15 protein-coding genes are annotated in these 19,037 nt (G+C 62.5%); 4 read left to right on the top strand and 11 right to left on the bottom strand.

All coding sequences use genetic code 11. The annotated features are described in order from the left end of the window. Positions 1-11 precede the first annotated feature (11 nt). The 3 genes from ABDZ98_RS13285 to ABDZ98_RS13275 form a co-directional block, all read right to left on the bottom strand. On the bottom strand, positions 12-1,469 hold the full coding sequence (locus tag ABDZ98_RS13285) for an NAD-dependent succinate-semialdehyde dehydrogenase (protein ID WP_343808859.1): 1,458 nt from the start codon (positions 1,467-1,469) through the stop codon (positions 12-14). Then, the gene (locus ABDZ98_RS13280; protein ID WP_343808857.1) at positions 1,466-1,924 is read right to left on the bottom strand and encodes a nuclear transport factor 2 family protein; all 459 of its coding nucleotides are present in this window, start codon (positions 1,922-1,924) and stop codon (positions 1,466-1,468) included. Before ABDZ98_RS13280 ends, ABDZ98_RS13285 begins: the two co-directional genes overlap by 4 nt. Positions 1,925-2,022: 98 nt before the next feature. Then, the gene (locus ABDZ98_RS13275) at positions 2,023-3,171 is read right to left on the bottom strand and encodes an iron-containing alcohol dehydrogenase (RefSeq protein WP_343808855.1); all 1,149 of its coding nucleotides are present in this window, start codon (positions 3,169-3,171) and stop codon (positions 2,023-2,025) included. Positions 3,172-3,249: 78 nt separating this feature from the next. On the opposite strand from ABDZ98_RS13275, the gene ABDZ98_RS13270 reads away from it, so the two are divergent. The 3 genes from ABDZ98_RS13270 (at position 3,250) to ABDZ98_RS13260 (ending at position 5,711) form a co-directional block, all read left to right on the top strand. Then, on the top strand, positions 3,250-3,873 hold the full coding sequence (locus ABDZ98_RS13270; protein WP_425543046.1) for a gamma carbonic anhydrase family protein: 624 nt from the start codon (positions 3,250-3,252) through the stop codon (positions 3,871-3,873). A 13-nt stretch (positions 3,874-3,886) separates the two neighbouring features. After that, a complete protein-coding gene (locus tag ABDZ98_RS13265; protein ID WP_343808854.1) occupies positions 3,887-4,645 on the top strand; it encodes an HpcH/HpaI aldolase family protein in 759 nt (252 codons plus the stop codon). Positions 4,646-4,802: 157 nt separating this feature from the next. Further along, positions 4,803-5,711 (top strand): cupin domain-containing protein, encoded by a 909-nt coding sequence (locus ABDZ98_RS13260; protein ID WP_343808852.1) that lies wholly within the window; start codon positions 4,803-4,805, stop codon positions 5,709-5,711. A gap of 3 nt (positions 5,712-5,714) precedes the next feature. Here ABDZ98_RS13260 and ABDZ98_RS13255 read toward each other — a convergent pair whose 3' ends face one another. The 8 genes from ABDZ98_RS13255 to ABDZ98_RS13220 all read right to left on the bottom strand — a co-directional run bounded on the left by ABDZ98_RS13255 (position 5,715) and on the right by ABDZ98_RS13220 (position 16,484). After that, a complete protein-coding gene (locus tag ABDZ98_RS13255) occupies positions 5,715-6,500 on the bottom strand; it encodes an SDR family oxidoreductase (RefSeq protein ID WP_343808850.1) in 786 nt (261 codons plus the stop codon). 128 nt (positions 6,501-6,628) lie between these two features. Continuing rightward, positions 6,629-7,606 (bottom strand): amidohydrolase family protein, encoded by a 978-nt coding sequence (locus tag ABDZ98_RS13250; protein WP_343808848.1) that lies wholly within the window; start codon positions 7,604-7,606, stop codon positions 6,629-6,631. 133 nt (positions 7,607-7,739) lie between these two features. Further along, positions 7,740-8,612, bottom strand: coding sequence for a dienelactone hydrolase family protein (locus ABDZ98_RS13245; protein ID WP_343808846.1), 873 nt, complete (start codon positions 8,610-8,612; stop codon positions 7,740-7,742). 5 nt (positions 8,613-8,617) lie between these two features. Next, entirely contained in the window at positions 8,618-9,799 is a 1,182-nt protein-coding gene (locus ABDZ98_RS13240; protein ID WP_343808844.1) for a sialidase family protein, read from the bottom strand. Positions 9,800-9,810: 11 nt separating this feature from the next. Further along, positions 9,811-11,079: a sialidase family protein gene (locus ABDZ98_RS13235; RefSeq protein WP_343808843.1), complete on the bottom strand. Its 1,269-nt coding sequence runs from the start codon at positions 11,077-11,079 to the stop codon at positions 9,811-9,813. 180 nt (positions 11,080-11,259) lie between these two features. Continuing rightward, complete coding sequence (locus tag ABDZ98_RS13230) at positions 11,260-12,243, bottom strand: amidohydrolase family protein (protein WP_343808841.1); 984 nt, start codon at positions 12,241-12,243, stop codon at positions 11,260-11,262. A gap of 137 nt (positions 12,244-12,380) precedes the next feature. After that, complete coding sequence (locus ABDZ98_RS13225; protein ID WP_343808839.1) at positions 12,381-15,026, bottom strand: TonB-dependent receptor; 2,646 nt, start codon at positions 15,024-15,026, stop codon at positions 12,381-12,383. Between the two features lie 501 nt (positions 15,027-15,527). Beyond that, a complete protein-coding gene (locus ABDZ98_RS13220) occupies positions 15,528-16,484 on the bottom strand; it encodes an AraC-like ligand-binding domain-containing protein (protein ID WP_343808837.1) in 957 nt (318 codons plus the stop codon). Between the two features lie 305 nt (positions 16,485-16,789). On the opposite strand from ABDZ98_RS13220, the gene ABDZ98_RS13215 reads away from it, so the two are divergent. Continuing rightward, on the top strand, positions 16,790-18,937 hold the full coding sequence (locus ABDZ98_RS13215; RefSeq protein WP_343808835.1) for a nuclear transport factor 2 family protein: 2,148 nt from the start codon (positions 16,790-16,792) through the stop codon (positions 18,935-18,937). Positions 18,938-19,037 lie beyond the last annotated feature (100 nt).

Here is a 19,037-nt window from a genome sequence, read left to right as displayed (position 1 = left end):
AAGTCCTGACCTCAAAGCCCTGCGTGGCAAAGATATTTGATGTTGAGATATTCTTCGAGCCCGTGGTGCGATCCCTCACGCCCGAGGCCGGACATCTTGACCCCGCCAAACGGCGCATGGGGTGAGGAGATGAGGCCGGTGTTGATGCCCACCATCCCGCTTTCCAGCCCGCGCGAAACGCGCGCGATCGTGGCCGGGTCCTGCGCGCACATATAGGCAGCAAGGCCGAACGGCGTATCGTTCGCCAGTTGCAGCCCCTGTTCCAGCGTTCCGAAGCTGATGACGCCCGCCAGCGGACCGAAGGTTTCCTCGCAGGCGAGCTGGGCATCGGGGGTGACATCGGCCACCAGCGTGGGGTGGAACAGCAGCCCGCCGGCATCGCCGCCACCTGCCAGCAGCCGACCGCCACCGGCGAGCGCGGCGTCGCGATGTTCGGAAACCTTGTCCACCGCAGCACGGTCGATCAGCGGCCCGATATCGCTGGCCGGGTCAAATCCGTCACCCGCCTTCATGCCCTGCACGCGCGCGGCAAAGGCTGCCAGGAAGCGGTCGTAGATTCCCTGCTGCACGTAGATACGATTGGCGGCGATGCAGCTTTGCCCGCTGTTGCGAAACTTGGCGACGGCGGCAGTCTCGACCGCGGTTGCAAGGTCTGCATCATCGAAGATCAGCAGCGGTGCATTGCCGCCCAGTTCCAGCGAGAGACGCTTCATGGTGCCAGCGCATTCGCGGTAGAGCTGTTCGCCGATCTCGGTCGATCCGGTGAAGGACAGCTTGCGCACGGTGGATGAGGCGGTGATAGCGCCGCCGATACCGGCTGCGGACCCGGTCAGCATGTTGAGCACGCCGCGCGGTACGCCCGCTTCTTCACCCAGCCGGGCAAAGGCGAGTGCGGTCAGCGGGGTGGCTGTGGCCGGCTTGCCCACAACGGTGCAACCGGCGGCCAGCGCGGGGCCGACCTTGCGCGTCATCATCGCCAGCGGGAAGTTCCACGGCGTGATCGCCGCACATACGCCAACCGGCTCACGCTCAGCCAGCAGGCGGCGGCCGGGGACGGGGGCCGGGATGGTTTCCCCCATGACGCGTGTTGCCTCATCGGCGTAGAATTCCATGAATCCGGCACCGTAATCCACCTCGCCGCGCGCTTCGGCCAGGGTCTTGCCGTTCTCCCGCGTGATCAGCCGGGCGAGGTCTTCCTTGTGGGTGACGATGAGATCGTACCACTTGCGCAGAACCCGTCCGCGATCCTGCGCGGTCCGTCCGGCCCAGCCGGGAAAGGCGCGGGCCGCCGCATCGATCGCGCGATTGGCGTGATCCTTGTCCAGCCGCGGCACAGTGCCGATGGTTTCCCCGGTGAAGGGATCGTCGACCGCAATCGGCGCGCCTTCGCCGCCGATCCATTCGCCATCGATCAGACACTGCGAGAGCAGCAGGTCCGGTTCGGACAGGGCGCCGCGCTGCGTGCTCATTTGTCCTCGTCGAGATTGGGATTGGTTACCGGGACATCGCTTTCGAACAGGTGTTCGAAGCGGCGATAGGTGCACAGCCAGAGGCCGCCCTCAAGCACGAAGCGATCGGTGGCGAGCGAGATGGTCACCGGCTCGTGGCTGGGCTGCGGGCGTTCACCATCGCGGGCATAGAGGAACAGGAAATTGGTCGCTTCTGCCGTGCCTTCGCCGGTGAAGCGGGCGCGGAAATTGGTGAAGGCATGGACGGACAGCCGCGCCCCGCGCGCGCGCCGCCAGTCATAGAACTGCTGGATCTTGTCACGCCCGATGTAGGAGGCGAACTGGCCGTGGAATTCGGCATCCGGCGTGTAATACGCGCTCGCATCAGCACCGCCATTGAAGTCGATCTCGTGCCAGTATTCGGCAAGCTGCAATGCCAGTTCGGCGTTCAGCTTGAGGGTGTCATCAGTCGCCATGTTCTCTCCACTTGCGCATCAGGCAGATGCTCGCTCGCAGATTTGCTGCGCGGCGGCTTGCCTGCCGGGGTTGGTTCACTTGCTTGAGGCGGAGACGGTCACAGCGCTGCCTGGTAAATCTGCAGCGCCTGCTGTTCGGACACATCGCGCAAATTATTGCTCAGCAATCGCTGCACCGTCATCGCTGCGGCCGCCATCTTGGGCAGCGCATTGGCGCCAATGCCGACATCGCGCAGCCGCCGGTCGATCCCGGCAGCGGCGGAAATTGCCTCGATCCGGGCGATTCCGGCCTCGGCGTCGGCGCGCACGTCAGCGGTTGGGGCAACGCCCAGCGCATGAGCCACACTTGCATAGCGTTCGGGCACCTGCTCGGCGTTGAAGCGGATCACATGTGGCAACAGCAGCGAATTGGCGACGCCATGCGGAACGTGGAATTCGCCGCCCATCGGATAGGCTAGCGCATGCACCGCCGCCGTATTGACCGGGCCAAGGCACATGCCGCCCAGATGGCTGGCCACCAGCATCGCCTCACGCGCGGGCAGGTTGCCCGGATCGGTGCAGGCGGTTTCCAGATTGTCGGCGATCAGGCGGATGCCTTCCAGCGCCCAGCAATCGACCACCGGGTGGGCGAAACGATTGGCATAGGCCTCTATGCAATGAGTCAGCGCATCGATCCCGGTAGAGGCAGTGACCTTGCGCGGCATGGAAACGGTCAGTTCCGGGTCGAGATAGGCATAGTCGGGCACCAGATGGGGGCTGACGACGCCCATCTTCAGTTCCGCCTCTTCATCCTCGATGATGGCGATGGGCGTCACCTCGCTGCCGGTTCCCGCAGTGGTGGGAATACAGGCGAGGGGAATCGCGCGCCCGGCGACCTGACCAATGCCGACCACGTCGACAAATTCCTGTCTGCCGTCCAGCAGCGCGGCGATCAGCTTGGCCACGTCCAGCGCGCTTCCCCCGCCAAAGCCGATCACGAAATCCGCCCCGAAGCGGCGCGCCGCATCCATCGCCCTGGCCAGATCGGCCCGTGTGGGCTCGCCATCGGGTGCGGCATGGACCTGCACCGCGATCCCGAGCGCGGCAAGTTGCCCGGCCAGTCCGCCGGTCATATGCTCAATCGGCTGCGAGGTGACGATCAGCACCTTGCCGGCACCCCGCGCGGCGACATCGTCTGCACATCGCCGCACCGCGCCCACGCCTATGCGCACGTTGCGTACATGTACCAGGTCCAGGCTGTCGCGCATGGGGAAGATTCTCTCCGTCTCAGTGTCCAGACCGGAGCCTTACACCGGCTTGGGCGCAGGGCATTTGCCTCAGGCGGCATGATATTTCGGCCCAACCGGCGCGGCAGGCACGCGCGCCTTTCGCAGCGGCGGCGCGCGGTGCAGGAACAGGCGATGAAATCCATCGTTTCCTATCGCGGGCGGACGCCGCGGATTGACCCCACTGCCTTCGTTGCGCCCAATGCCACCATCATCGGCGATGTGGAGATCGGCCCGCATGCCAGCGTGTGGTATAATTGCGTGCTGCGCGCCGATCTGGGGCGGATCGTGATCGGGGCGCGCAGCAATGTGCAGGACGGCACGGTCATCCATACCGAAGGGCCGCGTGACGGGCATGAGGGTGACGTGCTGGATACGGTGATCGGTGCCGATGCCCTGATCGGCCATATGGCGGTGCTGCATGGCTGCACGATTGAGGATCACGGGTTTGTGGGCATGGGTGCCATCGTGATGGACCGCGCGCGCGTGTGCTCGGGCGGCATGCTGGGTGCTGGCGCCATGTTGACACCGGGCAAGGTCCTGCCCGGCGGCGAATTGTGGGCGGGCCGTCCGGCCAGACCCATGCGCCAATTGCGCGCGGATGAGCGGGCCGGTCTGGGCGAGGGCGTGGAGCATTATCTGGAGCTGGCAATCCACCACCGCCATGCGCTTGCGGGCAAATGAAGGGAGCGGTTCTATGCAGGATTTCGTGACACAGGCGCTGGGCCGCGAAGGCGGGATGCTGGGCACGTGGGTAAAGATCCCGTCGATCGAAAGCGTGCAGATGCTGGCCCGCGCCGGGTTTGACTTCGTGGTGATCGACATGGAGCACGCCCCACTGTCGCTGCAACGCGCTGGCGAGCTGGTGTTTTGTGCGCAGGCGATGGGAATGGCGGCACTGGTGCGCATGGCGGATTCCACCGCCACCACGATCCAGCCCTTGCTTGATGCCGGGGCCGATGGCCTGCTGGTGCCGCGTGTGACCAGCCTCGATACCGCGCGCGAGGTTACGCGGCGGATGGTTTTCGCACCCGCCGGACAGCGCGGGCTTGGCACCACCTCGCGCGCGGGTGAGTGGGGCACAGGCGATATGCAGGCCTATCTGCATCGCGGTGACAGCCAATGCGCGCGCTTCATCCAGCTGGAGGATTGGCAATCGCTCGAAGCGGCGGCACAGTTCGCGGCGCTCGACCATGTCAACGGCATCTTCATCGGGCACGGTGACCTGTATCTGTCGAGCGGCAAGCCCGCCGCCGATCCCGCTGTGCGCGCGCTGACGGCGCAGGTTCTGGCCGCAACCAAGGAAGCAGGCGTGATGTCCGCTGCTGCTGCGGCAACGCCGGATGACGCGCGCCGCTATCTGGGCATGGGTTTCACGCTGGTGATGGTCAGCAATGACCTGACGCTGTTCTGCAATGCCGCTGCCCAGGCGGTGGAGGCCGTGCGCGGCGGGTGATCGGGCGGGTACAATTGCCTGCTGCGGAAGGATGACTTTGCCGCTGCGGCCCTGGCACCGGTTTGCGATTGCGGTGCCCTATGCGTGTGCATAGGCCGGGCTGCCGGGCCTTGTCTGCCCGAAGCGCGGTTACGCGTTTGATCAGGAGTTGAGACCAATGCCGATGTACGAAGCTGATGATCCGCGTGCGGCACTGTCCAGTGCTGGTGGTGCTGGCGGCAGCGTGGCCAGCGCGGCATTTGGCGCGTCGACCTACGCCACGTTTTACGACAGCGCACCGCAGGAACAGGCTGCGGGTAGCCGCAACTGGTATACGCGCGGGCAGAATTTCGTGGTCTGCTATTCCGAAGTGGAGCCCGGTGCGGTGTTCGAGCGCAAGGGGCAGGTCGACGAATATGTCCTGCTGCTGCACGATCCCGCCATGTCGGCCATTGTCGAAGCCAATGGGGAACGGCAGGAAATCGGCGGCTATTCGATCACCATGATCCCGCCGGGTGACAGCACCATCACCGCCACCGCTGGCGGGTTTCTGGTGCGGCTTATCACAACGCAATCACCCGATATTACGGCCAAGGCATCCAACGGCGACAAATATGCCGGTCCGCACCCGCAGATTCCGGCATTCGAGCCATGGCCCGATCCCGTGGGCGGCTGGAAAATTCGCAGCTACAGCCTCGATGTGCCGGACCAGGAAGGGCGCTTTGGCAAGATCTTCCGCTGCACCACATTCATGGTCAACGTGTTCCCCCCGCAAGGCCCGCGCGACATCACCAAGCTCTCGCCGCATCACCACGATGATTTCGAGCAGTGTTCGCTGGCGCTGGATGGCTTCTACATGCACCATCTGCGCTGGCCGTGGATCGCCAATCAGAACGAATGGCGCGATGATGAGCATGTGAAGGTGCTGTCGCCTTCGGTCTGCGTCATTCCGCCCAAGGTGATCCATACCTCGGCCCCGTCGGACAGTGGGGAAAACGTGCTGGTGGACATTTTCGCACCCCCGCGTGAGGATTTCTCCGCCATGGAAGGCTGGGTTCTGAACGCGGCCGATTATCCGCGCAAATAGCGGTTACAGCGCGGCAATATATCCGCCATCCAGCGGGAGCGTGTGACCGTTGACATACGCCCCCGCGCGCGATGCGAGAAAGACGATGGCGCCGACCACATCATCCGCCTCGCCCGGTCGACCAAGCGGGATATGAGTGGCAACGCTCGCCTTCACGGCGTCGCTGCCGGTATCGGTCAGGCGTGAAGGGAAGGGGCCGGGCGCCACGGCATTGACCGTGATCCTGTCAGGCCCCAGCGATTTGGCCAGCGACCGGGTCAGGTGATGCACCGCCGCCTTGGAGACATTGTAGGGATGCGCTTCCCAGCCCGGAATGTGCAGGCCGCCAATGGACCCTACGTTGACGATCCGCGCCGGGTCGGCATCGCTTGCCGCAGCCTTTAGCAGCGGCAGGACCTGCTGGATCAGGAAGTACGCGGCGCGCAGATTGACGTTCAGGACCAGGTCCCAGTCTTCCTGCGTGGTCCCGGCCAGACTGCCCCGGGCATTGGCACCGGCATTATTGACCAGCAGGTGCAGCCGCTCCTCCCGCCCGGCCAGTTCGGCGGCCAGCTGCTGCGGGCCATCTGGCCGTGCCAGATCTGCTTCCAGCGCAATGCAATCGCCGCCCGTTTCCTGCACGATGGCGCAGGCGACATCCTGCGCCTGCGCCCGGTTGCGGCCGGTGAGATAGGTTCGCACGCCGCGTGCAGTCAGGCCGTGCGCGATCATCCGCCCGATCCCGCTGGTTCCTCCGGTGATGAGCGCGGTCTTGCCGGCCAGCGAGAAAAGCGGATCAACCTGCATCATACTCTCTCCGTCTGCTGTGGGCATTGTGCCCCGGACACGTAAAGAATGGGCGCCTCGCTTGCACGAGGCGCCCAGATTGACGGTAGGCGACGGGGGAGGACCCATCACTTCCGTCGGGAGATTATGCCTCAGGCCGCGCCCCGGCCGCCGGGTACGTGGATCGCTTCGGCGGTATCATGAAACAGACCATGCTTGTCGCCCATGGAAAGCCCGTCAGCGGAGGCCAGGGCGTATTGCACCCAGCCGAACATGCTGCCCGGCGTGTTGCCCACGTCGCTGCCCCAGGTCATCTTGTTGGCGCCGAAAGTCTGCACCATGTGCTCAAGGAACGGCTGCTCGGCGATTTCCGCGGCATGGAGCTGTTCGATCAGCAAGGTGGTGTATTTGTAATAGACATTGTGATGGCTACGCAGCGACAGGTGTTGCGGGGTCAGGCCCCATGTCTCCGGCAGCGCTTCGGGGCGCGGGAAGCCAATGTGGTCAAGCAGGATGTTGACGTTGGGATAGCGCGCTGCCTGCACGGCCACGGATGCCATTGCCGCTGCGGTGTCGCCGCCAATCGGCATCAGAACGATCAGCAGGCCAAGCTGGTTGGCCATCTGCCAGGTTGGAGCGGCGGCATCGCTGAAGAAGGCGAACTCGCCATTCGTGGGCGTGCCGGTGAAGCGCACGCCAGCGATCCTGTTCTCATGCGCCATCCGCTCCAGCGTGGCCGGGGTTTCAGGGTCGACGGGATCGAGGATGACGACCGGGATGATCTTGTCGGGATGCTCGGCAGAGATGTCGAGCAGGTAGCGGTTGTCGAACCGATAGGTGCTGGAATATTGCACCCCGGCACCCTTGCCGATGCCCGATTCCTCCCAGAACGGGAACACTTCACGCGGGGTCTGCGGAAAGCGCATCGCCTTGGCCACCATGATCTCCGGGCCATAGCGCGCCGTGCGGGCATTGAAGGGATAGGTGTCCACGTCATTGGTGTAGAAATGCGCGTGCGTATCATATAGTTCGAAGGACGGTTTGATCACATGCGCGCGCGACATGGTCGGCAAGGCCATGACCCCGGCGGCGGCAATTCCCGTCCCGATAAACCTGCGGCGATCAATCATGGCATCTTCCTCCCTCATCGATATCAAGTCACATCTTGCGCGGCAGCGCGATCAGTGCCGGATTTTCAGCTGCTGACAGATTAGCGCGCATTGTGGCGGCAACTTGCCCAGAGCGGCGCTCTATCATGCGCTGCTATTTCAGAATCGCGTCGAGCAGGCCTGCCGTCTCCTCCAGAAACGCGTGGCTGGCGGCGGCATCGTAACCGGCCTGGTCCGCTACGGCAAAACCGTGGGCGGCAGGCACGACGGAAACGGTTGCGTCCAGACCGGCAGCGGAGAAGGCATTTCGCAGGTCTGTCTTGTCCTCGGGCTCGCGCTCGTCATCGGGGGCTGCAAGCTGCACCAGATAGGCGGCCTGGCTCTGGGCCACGAACAGATGCGGACTGTTGTCGCGTGTTGTGGCAATGGCGCTGGGATGGGCTGCGGCAACCACGCCAATCCTGGCGGGCAGGGCGCGAGCGGCAAGAAACGCATGGGCGGCCCCGATATCGTAACCAACCGCGCCTGCCCTGGCGGCATGGTCCACGCTGGCTTGGCTATCGAGCCAGGCGATGTAGGCGCGGCTATCGGCCATTACCGCATCATCTGTGGCCAATGCCCGCCATTGCTGGCCGCGCTGGAAGGTCTCACTGGCAGGCAGGGCAGGGGCAGCTGTCGCCGCGCTGCCGTCCAGCGCAACGCTGCGGTAGAATTCATTCGGCACCAGCACGACATAGCCGCGCGCCGCCAGTTCCCGGCCAATATCGGCAAAGGCCGGACGCAGGCCCGATGCATCGCCAAACAGCAGCACGGCTGGCCAGGGCCCGGTTCCCGCAGGCGTGAACAGCAGCGCCCCCGCCGTTCCGTCTGCCATGGCAATGGACACGCTTTGCACGGTCGGGGCGGCTTGCCCGGCCTGAGCTGCTGAAGGTGCCTGCACGGTGGTGCAGCCTGCTGTCAGCGCGGTTGCAAGGCCAAGGCTGGCAACGGCGAGGCAACTGGCAAAGCGGGAGTGAGCGGTTCGCATGGCCATCAATCGATCGAGAAGATCGAGCGGGCAACGTGACGCACGCCGCCGTTGGCCTGGATCGGATCGTCCTTGCTGTTGAAGTAATACAAGGTACCGACCTTGTTACCTTCCACGTGCCAGGCATTGGGGTAGCCGAGGTCCCAGCTGCCGCCATCGTCGCGCACGATGATTTCCGGCCCCCAGGTCTTGCCGCCATCCTCGCTCACCGCGGCCCGAATGCCCGATGGCATCAGGCGGTAGCCATAGATCGCCACGATCCGGCCATCGGGCATCACCACCATGCTGGTGGGCGCGCCGAAATCGTTGATGCGCGACAGGAAGCCCCAGGTATCGCCGCCATCGTCACTGTAGAAGACCTCGCTCCACATCACGCCGGTCGGGTCGCGCTGGCAACGGGTTACGCATAATATGCGCCCGCTGGAGAGCATGTAACCGCGCGGATAGAACCAGCGATGGCCGACAAAGGCGACACTGGGATCGTCATAATCGCCATCGGCATTGCCAAACGGATCGTCGCGCGGGACGATATAGCTCATGAAGTGGAACTCGCGGCCTTCGTTGGTGCTGCCATAGACGAGTGGCCGGCGGTGCGAATTGTCGGCATCCACGGAGAACATGAACAGCAGCAGCCGCCCGTCGGGGCGCACCAGTGAGCTTTGAATGCCGGTGGTGGCGGAAAGGCCTTCCAGCGGCACCAGCAGGGTCGAACCCCAGCTGCTGCCGCCATCGCGCGAAATCCGCACCGTGCCTTGCGTACCGGAGGTTGCAAATCCGCCCATCACGCCGTTGGAAACCAGCACGTTGGGATCGGTGTAATCGACCGGCTGTTCGAGCATGACGGGCATCTCATCGCGCGCCATGCCGCGTCCTTCGCCGCCGGGCCCGGCCATCATGTTGATCTGGGGGTTTGCTCCATCCCAGGTCAGCCCGCGATCGTGAGACCGCACGGTGATGGTTCGCGGGTTGCTGCTGTTCTGGCCCAGCACGTCATGCCGGATGGCATCGCCGCTGTTGTAGGAGACGTTGCGGGTGGCGAAATTGGCGATCAGCGTGCCATCGCCGTTTTCCCAGAAGCCGCTGGTGAACGGCCATGAGCAAAACTCGTCATCATGTTTGTAAACGGTCGCGTGATCGATATCGCGTGGCCGGATCGGTGCGGAGTAGGTCCTGATTTCGCCTGTCATGTCAGTGCCCCTCAATCGATCGAAAAGATGCTGCGCTGGATGTGGCGTACGCCGCCGTTCACCTGAACGGGATCATCCTTGCTGTTGAAGTAATAGAGCGCGCCGATCTTGCCGTCGTCGGTTTCCCAGGCATTGGGATAGCCAAGATCCCAGCTGCCGCCATCGTCACGCACAATCAGCTCGCGGCCCCAGGTTTCGCCTCCGTCTTCGCTGACCTTGGCGCGGATTCCCGATGGCATCAGACGGTAGCCATAGACCATCACCAGCCGCCCATCGCGCATCACCACCAGGCTGCCCGGTGCACCGAAATCATTGACCCGGCTCAGAAAACGCCACGTTCGCGAGCCGTCGTCGCTGGCGTAGACCTCTGTCCACATGATCCCGCGCGGATCGCGCTGGCTGCGCAGCACACACAGCATCCGTCCGCTGGGCAACAGGTAGCCGCGGGGATAGAACCAGCGATGCCCGCCAAAGCGGAAGGAGCTGGAATAGTCGCCATCGGCCGCACCATAAGGATCGACCTTGGGGGTGATGAAGGTGGTGAAGTGGAAATTGTGCCCGCCCGGCGGCAGGGCATAGACGCATGGGTGGCGGTCCCAGCCGCTGGTGCCGACTTCCATCAGCCAGATAAGCGCGGTGCCATCGGGCCGGATCAGCACTGAATTCATGCCGGAAAGCGAATGAAGCGCATCGAGCGGTACCGCAATCGCAGGTCCCCAGCTGTACCCGCGATCCTTGGATACCCGAACCGATGTGCGACCTTCCGGAGAGCCGAAGCCGGACGACGAATTGGCAATGATGGTGTCAGGATCGAGGAAGTCGATCGGTTGCAGGTCGGCCATGGTTTCGGCACCGGCCTGACTGCGATCGGCATTGGCCATCATGTTGGTAACCGGTTCGGACCAGGTCCGGCCATAGTCCATCGAACGTAAGGAAAGCATGCGCGATCCCAGCCCTTCGCGGCCCAGATTGTCATGGCTGATATCGTCCGAATTGCCATAGCGCGTGGTGATCGAATTGACCTGTTGCAGCAGCTCGCCATTGCCCAGGTTCCAATAACCCATGACGTGGGGCCAGCCGACCATTTCATCTTCGCGGCGATAGACCACCATGTGCTCGACATCGGTCAACCGGCGGGGCGGAAGGTATGAGCGGATCGTCTTGCCCACCGCTTGCGCCCGGGCGACAGAGGACCACAGCAGGCCCGTGGCGACAGAACCTCCCAGTAAAGCCTTTCTGCGTGAAAGGGGGAACAGCGCTCCCCATCCTTGTTCGCTCATCATCCAACTCCAACGAGGTTATCCGCCAGATCGGCGCCACCTGCGATAAACACCAAGCTATTGACCCATTCGAAGGGCGGTCAAACGAAATCCCCCGGCATTCGCGTATGGTAAAGAATGCAAGCCTGCTGGGCGCGATGTGGAGGATTGCAGGCTGGCGGAATGCGGGGCGTGCATGGCCTACGCTCTTTGCCGACCGGTGCCGGGTGCCATGCCATCGTGCCGGGCAGGGGCATGGACGGTTGCCGGAAAACCGAAAATACGCGCCGCATTGGCGTGCAGCACCTTGCGCTTCTCGTCCTCGTCAAGGAAGTCCGTCGCTTCCCTGGCCATCTCCACCTTCTCGGCATAGGACCAGATCATGCTCTGGCCCACGTCCGAGCCCCAGACCAGCCGGTCAGGTCCGAAGCTGTCGACCATCCTGCGGATGATCCGCGCCGAGCGGACGCCAGCCTTTACCATTCTTTCGAAATTGATCTCGGTGATCTTGAAATGGATATTGGGCACATCCTCAAAGATCGCGATGCTGGTATCGATCCCGAAATGCGGCGGTGGCGGCATGGTCACGGTTTCGCCAGCCTCCTCGCGCAGGGCCACTTCATATTGCGATATACCGTATGGCATGGCGCCGTGGTCGAGGATCACCGGCAGTTCGGGGAACATCTGCGCGATCATCTTGATCAGCGGCAGAACATACGAAAGCTGGTTGTCGAACACGATCACGGTCATCGGCGTGCGCAGATCGGCGCAGGCCTGCCAGACTTCCATCGCAATCGGCGAGCTCAGCCAGGCTGTGTCGAGAATCCACGGCCTGCTGTTGGCCATGCGGAACCCGGCGACGCGGTTTTCGGCAACCAGTTGGCGATAATGGTCAGGGGTGGCGGGGTCCTGCGTATCGAGGATCACAACCGGGTGTAACCGATCAGGATAGCGTGCCGCTGAATCAATTATATAGGCGTTGTCATAGCCGTAGATATGGCCCCGCTGGACAAGACATGCGTGCGTTACGCCATGCTCGTCCATAAGCGCCAACAGCTGTTCTGCCGTCATCGTATAGGAAGGGCGATCCGGGACAGGCAGGTCGGGCGTGAACGGCCGAGCCTGGTATCTGTCCCAGTCATCCGAGATCAAATGCGCGTGGGTGTCGAGCAATTGGAACGACATGCACCCAAGTATCCCTGTACAACTGCGAGATGTGCCTGGGCCAGCCCGCATCCTTCAATCTGCCGCAACTGGTTGCGGCACTTCACTTGACTGGAACCGGCCGCGCTCCTGCTGGAACGCGGCCTGTCCCTGACCTGTCAGAAGCGCTTGCTAAGCGTCAGATACCATTCGCGCGGCGGTGCCGGCTGGCCGATATTGGCCGGTGCGCCGATGACGGTGAAGATCGTCTTCTGGCGAAAGTAATGCGCATCGAACAGGTTGGTTACGCCCAACGCGAGGTTGAAATCGTAGTCGTCGTTCTCGTAGTTGATGCGCGCGTTGAAGATACTGCGTGACGGCTCGTCATACTGCGGGAAATTGGTGCTGTAGGCGATGGTGCTGGTGTAGAACCAGTCGAGCCGCGGCGTGATCGATCCGTGAAGCATCGGGGCATCTGCAGTATACTGGACGCCGCCGCTGGCCGTCCAGTCGGGGAAGCCCACCGGACGTCCCGTGGTGCCGCCGCGGTCGGTATAACCGAGCGAGCCGTTGAACACGAGCTGGTCGATCGGCTCGGCGGTGATTTCCAGTTCAACGCCCCTGATCGGGTCGCCGCCTTTGACCGCATAGTTGAAGGTGCGCGAGATACACTCGATGCCCACCGTGGTGCCGTTCTTCGGTCCGTCAGTTGCCGCACTGTAATCGCGGCATGACGTGAAGTCGGAGGCATACTGGGTATTGGCGGGGCCATCGGGGATCAGGGTCGAATTGCCCGGACGAATGCCGGTGGCATCGGTCGTCAGGCGTGGTTCCTGGCCACCGAAAGAGCCATTGCTGATCGAATAGGCCATCCAGAACGCTGCCGCATTGATCCGCAAGCGCCGATCGAACAGGTCCAGCTTGCCGCCGATTTCATAGCTGATCAGCGAGGTGGGGGATTGCTGTTCCTGCTGGCCAACCTGGAACAGGCGGGTCTGGAAGCCAGGCAGGCGATAGCCGGTGGCTGCAGACGCATACACCAGCGCATCGGGGCTGATTTCGTAATTGAGCCCGATCTTCCAGTCCCACCGCTTGTTTTCGATCGGAAGCGTGAAATAGGTGCTGGTCGCAGAAGCCACGAAGTTGGTCGATCCCGCCGGCGTGGCATCCTGCTGCGCGGCATAATCGACGGCCTTGCGGTCATCCGAATAGCGCAGGCCACCGCTGATGCTGAGGCCTTCCATGAAGCCGAAGGCATCATAGGGACGGAAAGTGGCGTTGGCGAAAGCTGCCTTGGCTTCCGGCGAATAATAGACATTCTGGATCTGCTGCGTGCCCAGGCGGGTGTTCTGGGGCCGGCCCAGTTCGTCGGCGAAGGCATCGTAATAGAACAGGCCCGCGACCCAGTCGACCGCATCGTGCTGTCCGGAAAGGCGGAATTCGCCGTTCCAGTACCACATGTGATCTTCGTGGAAGATGAAGGAGTCGTTGAGCGGGGTGCCGTCCCATGCGGCGCCGAACACCGTATCGATCTCGCGGTAACCGGCGATGGCCGTCGCATCGATCTCGTCCGTCAGGCCAACGACCACCTTGCCCGAAACACCCCAGTTGCGCAGGGGAACCGTGCGGCTGGCGTTGCAGTTGCCACCCCGGAAAAGCGATCCATTGTAATAGCCGTTGCCGGTGATCTTCTTGCCCGCAGGGAAGGGATCGCAGAAGTTGTCATAGGTCGAATAGATGTCGCCCGTCTCAAACCGCTGGTCCCAGCGGAAAGGTGTGCCGGGAATGGAGAACTGGTCGAAGGCGGTGATGAAATTGCGCGATTGCGAGCTGGGTGAGGGATTGGGCGTACCATCCGCCAACAGGCCAAGCGTCAGGGCGTAATCGGTTTCGAAGACCGTTTCCGCCGCGGATTCATTGTTCTCGTCAGTATAGTCGGCGATCAGGGTGATGGCCACATTGGGGGCCGGTTCCCAGTACAGCGAACCACGAACTGCCTGCGCGTCCTCGCCGCCGAAATGACCGATCACGCAATTGTCGGGACTGCGACCGGCGCCAAAGCTGGTGCCATTGGTCTGGAACGGGAAGGTGCCGGCCAGTTCGGGCGTGCCCCGCAGGTTCATTTCGCAGCTGAAATCCAGCAGGTCCATATAGCCGTCACGCTGCTTGGAAATGCCCGACACGCTCACCGCCAGATTGTCGGTCAGCGGCAGGCTCACCCCAGCGCGAATTTCGCGGCGGTTGTTGGAGCCAACGGTGATGTCGAAATAGCCCGAAGTCTCGGTCAGACTTGGCGTCTTGCTGACCAGGTTGACCGCACCTGAAATGGCATTGCGGCCAAATAGTGTGCCCTGCGGACCGCGCAGGACTTCCACATGGTCAATGTCCAGCAGGTCGAAGTTCGAACCGAACAGGAAGGGGTAATAGACGTCATCGATGTAATAGGCGACGGCGGGCTCATTGGAGAACTGGGTGTCGGTTGTGCCCAGGCCGCGCAGCGTCACCGAAACGCCGGCGCCGTAAATCCCTTCCGACTTGCGGAAGGTGGCGTTCGGCACGATCCGGCCAAGGTCGGCGAAAGTGTTGAGCTGGCGTTCCTCAAGCATTTCCGCGGACACGGCCGTGATTGCAATCGGCACATCCTGCACGTTGGTTGCAATGCGGGTTGCGGTGACCACGATATCACCGCCACTGGACCGCCCGGCCGGTGTTGCCACCTCTTGCGTATCGGCCTGATCCTGCGGCGCTGTTTGTTGCGCATAGGCGAGCTGCGGCGTGGCCAGTGCCACGATCGAACTCGACGCGAGTATGATTGGTTTGAACATGATGGAACTCCCCGTCCTTCGTTTTTATTCTGGTGACGGTCTATGGAGTTTTGGAAGTGTTGGAACTTGCCTGCCCGGGCGTCACGATTTGTCCAAAGGGAACTGTCCGGGATTTGCGCAGTCCAGGTCCCGCCGCTGGCAGGACTCAGCCCATCATGATTTGACGATCAGGCGGAATATTTGAAATTTAAGCTATATAATACAATATTATATGCGGTATGCTCAGCGGCATCCGGTGCACGACCGGATCGATCGTCTGTCGGGCGATGCGCAGGATTTATCAAGAATCTGCGCCATCTGATCCAAGTATGCTGCAAGAAATCAGACCGGCCATGGGGCCAAGGATCATGTAACAATGCCCATGGATGCAATATCAAATTCTATCGTACTGTGAAGGTCCGAACATGGCCTTGACCGGTGCCGGGCAGAGTGCCCGGCCCGACAAGCCAGCCTTGAGGATTTCAGGTCCTCAGGATTTCAGGCCCTCATGACCGTGTCCGATCAGTCCCTGCCCAGCGCCAGCTTGCGATATTCGCGCGGGGCCAGGCCGTATTTCTCGTTGAACGTGCGGGTGAAATGGGCCGCGCTGTTGAAACCCCAGGAGAAGGCGATCTCGGTCAGCGTGTGCGCGCTCCATGCCATATTGCCCATTTGGCGGGCGCATTCTTCCAGCCGGCGACGCAGGATATAGGCGCTCATCTTCTCTCCACCCGGGGCGAAAATGGTCCGCAGATAGCGCGGCGACAGCCGCAGTCCGGACGAGATCGTGGCGGGCGAAAGCTCGGGATCGCGCAGATTGTCCTCAATATACTGGATGACGTCCTTGCGCCGCTGCCAGGCAATGGCCGAGGCATTCTGCACGCTTTCCACGCCCATTGTATAGGACATGGAGATCATTTCGAGCAGGTAGCGGGACACACGGTTTTCGAAGATCGGACCCAGTTCGCGGTCACCCTTGGTCAGTTCATGTACCATGGCCGCAACCGTGCCGGTCATGCCGGTGGCACTTCCAAGGTGTTCGCCGCAGAACTGTTCGGGTGTCGGCAGATAGGTACCCAGCAACTTGCCCGGCACCCGCACCATCACGGTAACGGAAGGGCCGTCAGTCTGGAAATGATGCGGCAGACCGGTGTCGCACAGCACGAAGTCGCCTTCCGAAAGCCGGCTTTCCTTGCCGCAATGGTAAAACGTGCTCGCCCCTTCCGCCTGGAGCAGGAAGTTATAGGGCCGATTGGTTTCGTGCACGATATGGCTCTTGGTGCGCTCGACAGTGCAGCTCTCAACAGAGAGGCGTGCAAGCTTGACCGGCCCGAAATCGCTGAATTTCAGCTCGGCATCGAACTGATCCTTGTTCTCCGGGACGAATTCGACATGACTCATTCGCGTGGCGTAGATTTCGCCCCACGCCGCTGCCCGTCCCGTTGCGGGCAAACCCTTGGTACTTAGCAGTTCGATCATCTCACTCTCCCAGAGCCTCCGCCTTCTGAAGGGCGATAGTCTCGTATTTCCCACGGTGTGGGGAACAGGTCGCGGCGATTTTTCTCAGGACGCCTGTAACGCGACGAGAACTCCCTTCCCGATTTTGCAGAATAGCGCACAATTCTTGAAGGAAGCAGTCATTATTTTGCCTCTGGCTTGACTGTACGGGCGTTATCATCGTGGCATTTCGGGCACTGGCCGCACGATGACTTGCCTTGAGCATGCTTGGACTACATCCATGGTCCAGGCCAATCGTGTGGCAGTTACCTCCCGGGAGAGCGAAATTGACATTCCATATCTGCAGGCTGCTGGGCCCGATCTTGCTCGTCTGTCCCGCAATCCCGGTGGCGGCGCAGGATCTGCCAAGGCAGGAAATTGACAATCTTGCGCGCGATCTTTCCCGCGTGGAATCGGTTCGTGCGGTCAAGGATCTGCAGCGCTTCTATGCACAATATGCGCAATTTGGCCTGTGGACCGAGATGGCCGATCTGTTCGCCGATGATGGTGTGGTCCTCTGGGGCAGCCAGCGCGTGCAGGGCCGCGCGGCGATTGCCCGCTGGCTTGAACAGCGGCTGGGCGGGGAGCGCGGCATGGCGCCCGCTGCCCTGCATACCGAATTCATAGAGGACCCGCTGGTCAATCTTTCGGTGGACGGAAATAGCGCCAAGGGGCGCTGGATGTTTCTGGCCATGGCGGGTGACGGCGAGGGTGCAACCTCCATCGAGGGCGGCGTTTTCGAGAATGAATTCGTCTTCGAGGACGGTCGCTGGAAATTCGCCACGCTGCGCTATTTTCCGCAGTACGAAGGGGATTATCCCGGTGGCTGGAGCAATGCCGGTGGCGGCGAATTGCCTCAGATTCCCTATCATTTCACCGTGGATGAGACGGGTATTCCCATCCCCCCGCCGCAGGGACCGGCACCCGCCAGCCAGGCCAGCCTGCCACAGCTGGAGATGCGCATCGATGCGCTGAACGCCGAGGATTCGGCGCGCAATCTGCAAAATGCGTGGGGCTATTACGTCGATCGCCGGATGTGGGACGATGTGGCCGATCTGTTCACGCCCGACGGGGTCGTCGATATTGCCGGGCTGGGCCATTTCGAGGGCCGTGATGGCGTGCTGGCGGCCATGCAGTCCATGGGGCCGCAGGGATTGCAGCAAGGCGATTTCAACGATCACCCGCTGTTCGACACTATCGTGACGGTGCTGCCGGGTAATGCCGAAGCCCACACCCGCTCCATCATGCTGGGCATGACCGGGCAGGGCGCGACGGGTGAAGCGGGCTGGAGCTTTTCGGTTCTGCAGACCCGCCTCGTATTGTCAGAAGGCTTGTGGCAGATCCGCGATCTGCGCATCGTACCGCTGCTGCGCGCCGATTATGCCGATGGCTGGGGTCAGGGCGGAACCGCGCATATCGACGACGTTCTGCCCGCCTTCACCGAACCGCACCCGGTGACGGGCCAGACCGTTACTGTTGCCGGTATGACGCTGGCAGAGCTGGACCAGTCTGACACCGCCGCACCGCAGGGCGCTGCTGCTGGCGCGACGCCAGCGCATGAAACCCTGCTTCAACAGGCGGCACGTCTGATCGATGCCCGTCGCCGGCTGACACGAAGCAGCGCTTATGACGGGGTGGTCAATGTGTCTTCCGTCTACGGCTATTACCTTGATGATTTCCAGTGGATGGAACTGTCATCGATCTTTGCCGAGAACGGCAACAAGCATTCGCCCTTCGCCGGCTTTTACCTTGGCCGTGACCGGATCAGGGCGGCGGCCACAGCCATGTATGGTCCGCCCCCGGAAACGCGCCCTGGCATTTCCTTCCATTGGCGCTTTCAACCGGTGATCCATGTGTCGCACGATGGCCGCTCCGCCAATCTGCGCACGCGCCTGTTCCAGCCACGCACCGCAATGCCCCGCACTTCGGGCGATGGGGCGGCCAGTTTCTATTCCGCGTCACTGTTCAGCGGGATGTATCCCAACGATCAGGCGGTGATCGAGAACGGCATCTGGCGGCTGTGGAGTCTGACGATTGACGAGCCCTATATGACGACAGCCGGGTGGAGCGAGGGCTGGGCCGGTGTGGAACCTACGCCGCCGGGGCAGGGTGCGGGTCAGAGCCCGCTGGTCGAACGCCTGCCGCCCGATATTCTGATGACTGATCTGGGACGCCGTGCGGAGCATTTCCGCGGGGGCACCGGCGTGACGCTGGTCTGGCCCGACATCCTGCCAATGTGGTTCCATTACAAGAACCCGGTCTCTGGCCGGGAGCCGGAATTCTACTGGCCGGACAGCGTACCCGGCCTGCTGTTGCCGCAATCACGGCTGATCGCGAACGGCTATCAGATGCCACCCAACGGGCCGGAGGCCGATGGCATTCACATTGAACTGACGCCGCCCGATGCTGAAGTGATGAGCGACAGTGGAGATTGAGCGGAACTGAGCGGGACCCGCGCAACCGTTCGCAAGGACTGATGCGCAGGGGACCGGCTCACAGCGTCCGGTCAGAACTGGCCTGCGGCAAGGCGGTCAG

Origin of the sequence: Alteraurantiacibacter aestuarii, from assembly GCF_039523595.1 — a bacterium.
GTDB lineage: Bacteria > Pseudomonadota > Alphaproteobacteria > Sphingomonadales > Sphingomonadaceae > Alteraurantiacibacter > Alteraurantiacibacter aestuarii.
This window is presented reverse-complemented; position numbering and strand designations above follow the sequence as displayed.